Origin of the sequence: Nonomuraea sp. SBT364 (genome assembly GCF_001083785.1) — a bacterium.
Lineage (GTDB): Bacteria > Actinomycetota > Actinomycetes > Streptosporangiales > Streptosporangiaceae > Nonomuraea.
The window spans coordinates 1-5357 of the sequence record NZ_LAVL01000292.1; the positions used below are offsets into that span (position 1 = coordinate 1).

General features: G+C 74.2%; 3 protein-coding genes. 1 reads left to right on the forward strand and 2 read right to left on the reverse strand.

Translation table 11 applies throughout. The features are described 5' to 3' along the window. Positions 1-212 precede the first annotated feature (212 nt). Positions 213-2414 carry a glycoside hydrolase family 3 C-terminal domain-containing protein gene (locus ADY59_RS46395; protein ID WP_049577486.1) on the reverse strand — a complete coding sequence of 734 codons (2202 nt, stop codon included), beginning with the start codon at positions 2412-2414 and terminating at the stop codon, positions 213-215. After that, positions 2411-3016: a TetR/AcrR family transcriptional regulator gene (locus tag ADY59_RS46400; protein ID WP_049577488.1), complete on the reverse strand. Its 606-nt coding sequence runs from the start codon at positions 3014-3016 to the stop codon at positions 2411-2413. The genes ADY59_RS46395 and ADY59_RS46400 overlap by 4 nt, the downstream gene beginning before the upstream one ends. 336 nt (positions 3017-3352) lie before the next feature. Between ADY59_RS46400 and fusA the strand changes: the two genes are divergently transcribed. Next, positions 3353-5357 (forward strand): elongation factor G (gene fusA / locus ADY59_RS46405; RefSeq protein WP_049577489.1); only part of this gene is annotated, 2005 nt, incomplete at its 3' end.

Here is a 5357-nt window from a genome sequence, read left to right on the forward strand (position 1 = left end):
CGGCCGGCACCGAGCAGTCCGCGACCCTGCGCGCCACCACCACCGGCGTGCCCGGCGGGACGAGGAGCGCGGCGGACACGGCGATGCTCAGGAGGAGGGGTAAGCGCAAGATGACCTCCGGGAGTTGTGCGTCGACATACTCTGACACACAACAACCGACCGCCCGGTAGGTTCCGCCTCCGGGCGGTGACCGGGGCCGCGACGGCGCTCGCTCAGCCGGGCGTGCCGGCGGCCTCGGCGACGAGCCGGTCGACCACCTCGGCGGTCAGCCCGATGCCGAACGTGCTGAACTTGGCCAGCGGGATCCCCCTGGCCAGGCCCAGCAGCGCGGGGCTGAACCCGTCGAGCGCGGCGCCGCCGAACGCCTCCTTCAGCACCCGGCTCCCCACCGGGTGGTCCAGCCACTCGCCGAGCGTCGACATCCGGGTCAGCGGCGCCGCGTGGCCGTCGCCCGGCGTGCTGAGCTCCGCGCGCAGCCGGATGTCGCGGGAGGAGGCGCCGATCTCGGCCGTGAACGCGCCGGGGTCGATCCGCCAGCCGCCCCGCGACGCCGACCACCACGCCACGTCCCGGCCGGTCAGCGTGAACGCGACGCGCTCGCTCGCCCCCGGCTCCAGGCCGACCTTGGCGAAGCCGCGCAGCTCGTGCCGGGGCCGGGAGGGCCGCTCCTCGTCGAAGGCCACGTACAGCTGGACGACCTCGTGCGCGAACCGGCCGCCGGTGTTGGTGACGGTCAGCTCGACCCGCCACTCGTTCGCGCCCGTCTCCTGGACCTCCAGGCCGGAGTAGGCGAACGTGGTGTACGAAAGGCCGTGGCCGAAGGGGTAGGCGACGTCCACGTCCAGGGTGTCGTAGTGGCGGTAGCCGACATAGCGGCCCTCGCCGTACACCACGTGCCCGTCGCCGCCCGGGAAGTGCAGGTGCGAGGGCACGTCGGCGAGCCGGTGCGGGATCGTCTCGGTGAGCCGGCCCGACGGGCTGTGCACGCCGAGCAGCAGGTCGGCCAGGGCCGAGCCGCCCGCCTGGCCGAGCAGCCAGCCCTCCAGGATCGCCGAGGCCGACTCCTGCCAGCCGGAGACCGACACGACGCCGCCGTTGGACAGCACCACGACCACGTCCACGCCCGTCGCGGCCACCTCGTGAAGCAGGGCGGTCTGGTTGCCCGGCAGGTCGATGGTGGTGCGGTCGAAGCCCTCCGACTCGGCGGAGTCGGGCAGCCCGAGGAACACCACCGCCACGTCCGCCCCGGCCGCCGCCGTCACGGCCTCCCGTTCGAGGCCGGCGTCGGCCTGCCCGTCGAGCCGGTAGCCCGCCGCGAACACCGGGCCGTCCAGGGCGGCCGCCAGCGACTCCCAGGCCGAGTCCAGCCGGGTCGGCACCACGTGCGAGCTGCCGTGCCCCTGGTAGCGGGGGGTGCGGGCGAGCTCGCCGATCACGGCCACCCGGTGGCCGGGCGCGATCGGCAGCACGCCGCCGTCGTTCTTCAGCAGCACGGCGGACGCGTGGGCCGCCATCCGGGCGATCTCGTGGTGGGCCTCGGCGTCCCAGCCCGGCTCCTCGCCGGGAACCTCGATCCCGACGCGCCCGGCCAGCCGCAGCAGGCGCTCGACCGTCCGGTCCAGCACCTCCTCCGGCAGCCGGCCGTCACGTACCGCGCCGGCGATCTCCGCGTCGGTGCCCGTCGGCGGCATCTCCAGATCGAGCCCGGCCGCCAGCGCCGCCACGCGGTCGTTCACCGCGCCCCAGTCGGACACGACGAGCCCGTCGAAGCCCCACTCCTCCCGCAGCACCTCGGTCAGCAGCCACCGGTTCTCGCTGGCGTACACGCCGTTGATCTTGTTGTAGGAGCACATCACCATGTACGGCCGCGCCTCGCGGACGATGTGCTCGAAGGCGGACAGGTAGATCTCGCGCAGCGTCCGCTCGTCCACGTCGGCGCTGACGCGCATCCGGTCGGTCTCCTGGTTGTTGACCGCGAAGTGCTTGACGCACGCGCCTATGCCCAGCACCTGGATGCCGCCCACCAGCGCCGCGCCCATCACCCCGGACAGGTGCGGGTCCTCGGAGAAGTACTCGAAGTTGCGCCCGCACAGCGGCGACCGCTTGATGTTGACGCCGGGGCCCAGCACCACGTCCACGCCCTGCGCGCGGGCCTCGCGGGCCAGCGCCGTGCCGACCAGCCACGCCAGCTCCGGGTCCCAGGACGAGCCCAGCCCCACGGCCGGCGGGTAGCAGGTGGCCGGCAGGCTCCTGGTCAGCCCGAGCGCGTCGCCGGCGCTCTCGTCCTGCCGCCGCAGGCCGTGCGGCCCGTCGGACAGGGTCAGGGCGCGGACGACGTCGCGGACGGCGGTGGTGTGCCAGGTGTCGCTCCCGGAGGTGAGCGAGGCCTTCTCGGCGAGGGTCAAATCCTTCATCTGATGTCCAATCCCAGCTCGGTGAGGAACGCGAGGACCGAGGCGTGCATGTCGACCCGGTCCGGATCGAGCAGCCACTGCGTCTGCAGGCCGTCGACCACCGCGATGAGCTGCCCGGCGACGGCGTCGGGGTCGTGCTTCAGTGGCGGCGTGGCCTGCGCGAACAGCTCGCCGAGCACCCGCGCGGTGCCCTTGCGCAGGCGGCGGTAGCGCTCGACGAAGTAGGTGTGGGCTGGATGGCCGGGGGCGGTGGCCTCCGCCGAGACCTTCACGAACAGCCCGACCAGCCCCGGCGTCCGCATGTTGCGGGCGAGCTGGTCGACGTGCCGCCTGATGACCTCCGCCGGCTCCGCGCTGGAGTCGTACGCCGAGACGATCTCGGCGGTGAGCACCTCGCGGCGCTTGAGCACCTCGATGAGCAGCGCGTCCTTGCCGGGGAAGTGGTGCAGCAGCCCGGCGTGCGTGAGCCCGGCGTGCGCGGCGATGTCGCGCAGCGACACGGCGTGGAAGCCGGAGCGGGAGAACAGCTCCATGGCGGAGTCCAGGATGCGTGAGCGGGTGCGCTCGCCCTTGGTCCCCCGGCGACGGGTGGGTTCGGTCACGAACCGGCCTTTCTGCAGTCTGGGGCACGGCCCGCGACAAAACCTACCATGTGGTTAGTTTTGTGGATATGGCCACCGAGCTAAATCGGATGCCCGTCCCGTACCGATCTCTGTAAAGTCGGCCACGACCACCGTGACCAGTGAGGGGAGCCCGCCGTGCGCCGCAGCGCCGCCCCGGCCGTCCCCCTGTCGCGGTACGAGGTGATCCTGGTGTCCCCGCCCGCCCGGCGCCCGCTGCGCGGCAGGCGCCGGACATCCCCGGCGAGCCCCCGAACCGGGGCTCGCCGGCGAATCGCGCCGTCCTGATCCGGAAACACCCCGAAAGGGCCACGGACCGTGCGTGCCATCGACCAGCTGAACGTCGTCCGCAACCTGGGCATCCTCGCCCACGTCGACGCCGGCAAGACCACCATCACCGAACGCGTCCTGTACGCCACCGGCGCCACCCACAGGCGCGGCGAGGTGCACGACGGGACGACCGTCACCGACTACGACGCCCAGGAACGCGAACGCGGCATCACCATCTTCGCCGCCGCCGTGACCTGCTCCTGGGACGGCCACCGCGTCAACCTCATCGACACCCCCGGCCACGTCGACTTCGCCGACGAGGTCGAACGCTCGCTGCGGGTGCTCGACGGCGCCGTCGCGGTGTTCGACGGAGTCGCCGGCGTCGAACCGCAGAGCGAGGCCGTCTGGCGGCGCGCCGACCACCACGGCGTGCCCCGCATCGCCTTCGTCAACAAGCTCGACCGGGCCGGCGCCGACCTCGACGCCGCCGTCGCCGCCATCCGCGACCGCCTGCACACCACGCCGCTGGCCGTCCAGCTGCCCATCGGGCGGGAGGACGGCTTCACCGGCGTCGTGGACCTGCTGCGCATGCGGGCGCTGGTCTGGGACGGCGCCTACGAGGAACGTCCCGTCCCGGCGGGCCTGCTGGACGAGGCGCGGCGGCGGCGCAGGCTCCTGGAGGAAGCCGTCGCCGAGCTGCACCCGGCCGCGCTGGAGGAATACTGCGCGGGGCCGTCGATCGGCGAGGCGACGCTGCGGGCGGCGCTGCGCGACCTGACACTCGACGGCCGGGCCGTCGTCGTGCTGTGCGGCTCCGCCTACCGCAACCGCGGGATCGAGCCGCTGCTCGACGCCGTCGTCGCCTACCTGCCGTCGCCGCTGGACGTCCCGGCCGTCCCGGACCGGGCCCCCGACCCGGCGCAGCCGCTGGCCGCGCTGGCGTTCAAGGTCCACTCGGCCGCCACCGGGCGGCTGACCTACCTGCGCCTGTACGCGGGGACACTGAGGAAGGGGGACACCGTGCTGGACGCGGGCACCGGGCGCGTCGAGCGCGCCGGCCGGATCCTGCGCATGCGCGCCGACCGGCACACCGAGGTCGACCGCGCCGTGGCGGGCGACATCGTGGCCGTCACCGGGCTGAAGACCGCCCGCCCCGGCGCCACGCTGTGCGCGCCGGACGCGCCGCTGGTCCTCGAACCGCCCGTGCCCGCCGAGCCCGTCGTCTCCATGGCGATCGAGGCCCGGCGCGGCGCCGACGCCGACCGGCTGGCCGCCGCCCTGGCGCGGCTCGCCGAGGAGGACCCCTCGCTGTCCGTACGGACCGACCCGGAGACGGGCCAGACCGTGCTGTCCGGCATGGGGGAGCTGCACCTGGAGGTCGCGGTGGAGAAGATCCGCCGCGACCGAGGGCTGGAGGTCGGCGCCGGGCGGCCCCGCGTCGCCCACCGCGAGACGGTCGCGCGTGGCGTGTCCGGCCTGCTGTACCGGCACGTCAAGCAGGACGGCGGCGCCGGGCAGTACGCGCACGTCCAGCTCGACGTGGAGCCGCTCGACGTGGATGCCGGCTTCGAGTTCCGCTCCACCGTCACCGGCGGGCGGGTGCCGCGCGAGTACGTCCGCGCGGTCGAGGCCGGTTGCCGCGACGCGCTCGCCGCCGGGCCGCTCGGCGGGCACCCCGTCACCGGGCTGCGCGTGACGCTCACCGACGGGGCGACGCACGTGAAGGACTCCTCCGAGGCGGCCTTTCGCACCGCCGGGTGGCTGGCGCTCAGGCAAGCCCTGCGCGCCTGCGCGATGGTGCTGCTGGAACCGGTCGCCGAGGTCACCGCCACCGTGCCGGACGACGCGGTCGGCGGCGTCCTCGGCGACGTGGCGGCCGGGCGCGGGCGCGTCACCGGGTCGGTGACGCGGGGCGGCACGGCGGTCATCACCGCCACCGTCCCGCTGGCGGAGCTGTTCGGCTACGCCACCCGGCTCCGCAGCCGCACCCAGGGCCGCGGCACCTTCACCACCCGCCCCACCGGCTACACCCCTGTCTCTTATACTCATTCCC